Annotated in this window: 4 protein-coding genes; 2 read left to right on the top strand and 2 right to left on the bottom strand. The window is 57.0% G+C overall.

Annotated elements, in window-relative coordinates:
- The first annotated feature begins 148 nt into the window (after positions 1 to 148).
- Positions 149 to 898 (top strand): DNA-methyltransferase, encoded by a 750-nt coding sequence (locus ACH2EH_RS26850; RefSeq protein WP_395146545.1) that lies wholly within the window; start codon positions 149 to 151, stop codon positions 896 to 898.
- Positions 895 to 1,389 carry a hypothetical protein gene (locus ACH2EH_RS26845; protein WP_395146543.1) on the top strand — a complete coding sequence of 165 codons (495 nt, stop codon included), beginning with the start codon at positions 895 to 897 and terminating at the stop codon, positions 1,387 to 1,389. Before ACH2EH_RS26850 ends, ACH2EH_RS26845 begins: the two co-directional genes overlap by 4 nt.
- Before the next feature lie 82 nt (positions 1,390 to 1,471).
- Here ACH2EH_RS26845 and ACH2EH_RS26840 read toward each other — a convergent pair whose 3' ends face one another.
- The gene (locus ACH2EH_RS26840) at positions 1,472 to 2,161 is read right to left on the bottom strand and encodes a YARHG domain-containing protein (protein WP_395146542.1); all 690 of its coding nucleotides are present in this window, start codon (positions 2,159 to 2,161) and stop codon (positions 1,472 to 1,474) included.
- A 79-nt stretch (positions 2,162 to 2,240) separates the two neighbouring features.
- On the bottom strand, positions 2,241 to 2,566 hold a 326-nt coding region (locus ACH2EH_RS26835; protein ID WP_395146540.1), incomplete at its 5' end, for a hypothetical protein.

The raw sequence follows: 2,566 nt of genomic DNA, 5'->3' as shown, positions 1-2,566 counted from the left end.
CAGAGGACAGCCTGAGGGCAGGAGATGAGCAGAAAGAGGTAGGGCACACCAGATCGGAAGATACAGAACATACAGAGCGTGCCAAGCAGCAGATCCGGGAGCGGCTCCAAGGTCTAAAACCTCCCACGAATCGCGCAAGGAGGGAGCGATGAGGGACACCCCGGGGGGAATCCACCGTGCCCGGCTTCTCCACGGCGACGCGCTAGAGATACTGCCAACCTTCGAGCCTGCGAGCTTCGACGCCATCGTTACCGATCCCCCTTACTGCTCGGGAGGCATGACCATGAGTGAGCGAGCCAGGCCCGCCAGCGTCAAGTACATGCAAAGCCGCCAGAAGACCGTCTGGCCGGATTTTGAGAGCGAGAGCATGGATCAGAACGCTTGGGCGCAGTGGACGTATCGCTGGCTCAAGGAGTGTAAGCGCGTCGCCAAAGACGGAGCGCCCATTGTGATCTTTACCGATTGGCGACAACTCCCAGCGCTAACAACCCTTCTGCAATGGGCTGGGTGGCGCTGGCTTGGTATCGCAGCCTGGGACAAAACAGCAGCGTGTAGGCCACAGATGGGACGCTTCGCTGCTCAGGCCGAGTACATCGTCTGGGGCGCAAAAGGGCGGCTTCCCGCCAAGCGTCATGTGGGAACGCTGCCAGGAGTCTTTCGGCACCGCGTGGAGCCACCAGGCAAGAAGCTGCACATGACCGGCAAGCCACTCGCGCTCATGGAAGAGCTACTCCAGATCGTCGAGCCGGATGGCACTGTCCTCGATCCCTTCGCCGGGTCGGGGACCACCCTACTTGCCGCCCGAAACCTCGGGCTGGGCGCGGTTGGCATCGAGGCCAGCCAGACCTACTACCAGATCGCAAGAGAGCGACTGAACGATAATGCCCCTGTGCGATGATAGCGCAGGCGCAGCGGGGATGCTGGCGCACTGCCAAGGACGGTGATCCGGCTGGACTGGCACTGTACCTGCGCCACTACAGCGCCCGCAAGCGCTCGCCAAAAGCGCGACTGCCGCTGTTCGTCGGGCCTGGTGAAAAGCTGGTGTTGCTGTCTCATAAAGGCGATGCGGTCTTTGCCTGGCGCAGGATGCTCTACACTCAGGACGGTCAGAGCGGGGTCTGCTGCGCCGTGTTTCGCAACGAGGGCACACGCCGCTCCAGTAGGCTGATTCGCGAGGCGATGCGCCTGGCTTGGAGACGCTGGCCGGGTGAACGACTCTACACCTACGTCGATCCGACCAAGGTACGCAGTGTGAATCCAGGCTGCTGCTTCAAGAGGGCGGGCTGGAAAACCTGTGGAAAATCGCGCCGGGGACTGATTGTCCTGGAAATGAAGCCTGGTTTCGAAGTGCGACAGCCAGGCTTTCTGGCGATGTCATCGAGGAAGTAAAAAAGGAAAGAAGTTACATTATTATCGGGTTACGTTTTCCCGATTTTACGAGGAACTGCCTAGAGTAAGCCTGATCTACTGGTTACTCGCCATCCAGTAATGCCCGTCGGTCAGCCAAGAGCTTCGCATTGGCGAGCTCAGTGCGACTCAGACGACTACTCTCCAGGCGCTCCATGGTCATTCCACGCTCTGCCTTGTACCAACGAAACGTTTCGAAACGACGGCGGATATCAGGGTCTTTGAAAGCGTAACCATGCCGTGCATAGATCTCATTAATTGCATAGCGGACTGCTGCAAAGTCCCACGTAGATATCTCCACCTGGGTCAAAAGACTCGTCCGGGTCTGTGGAAACCGCTCCCCAGGATACGCACCGGGTGCAACTTGGACGGGCGTGCTGGATGGTTTAATAGTAGGCACTTTGACGTTTGGAGTAGACGCAGTAACTTGTGGAGTGGAGTCGGCCACTTGAACAGCATTCTTCTTATCTAACTCTCTAAGCTGCCAGGATCGAACAATCGCGGTGCTTACACCTACTACGACGAGGAAAGCACAAAGTGCAATCTGCTTGCCTGACAGCCAGTGCTTTGCCACTCTGGGATCTTCTCTTTCAAGCACCTCAGGGTCAGGTAGATCCGCCATGAATGAGGGGCGCACGCCCTTGCATCTACCCTCGACAAGCTCAGAATTTATCACCACAAGTTCCGCTCCATCCTCTTTGCAAAAGAGCAATTCAGACAGATACTCGCGGCTACACTCAGGACATTTTTTCATTTTTGCTCCAAATAATCAGGCACCCTACTCCATAGCAGTACCCTACTCGTAGGCTACGTTTTCAGTCCTTAGGCAGCGATCAGAATGACAGTGCATCCAAACGCTGACGAACTTCCTTCAGGTCTTCAAGAGCCTGCGCAGAGCGCTGGGTGTCTTTGTCCAAAGCTTGTGTCACTCGGTGAATCGCCGGATTGGCCGCATCCGCTCCTTCACGATCCAGAGTAAATCCGCTTAGCATTTGCTCCATAAGCTGCTGGGCTCCGTGACGTTTCTCCAGGGCCTGATCGCACCGCTGGGTCAGGGACTCGTTCTCCGCTACAAGTTCTTCCCGCTGCTCTCGCAGTCCCTCAACCCGCGTCTCCGTTTCCTGACGAGCTTGTTGTGTCTCCTGAATTGCCTGATTAA

Source organism: Armatimonas sp., from assembly GCF_043760365.1.
In the GTDB taxonomy this organism is placed as follows: domain Bacteria; phylum Armatimonadota; class Armatimonadia; order Armatimonadales; family Armatimonadaceae; genus Armatimonas.
Note: the sequence above shows the minus strand (reverse complement) of the source record. Positions and strands in the feature narration are given on the sequence as shown.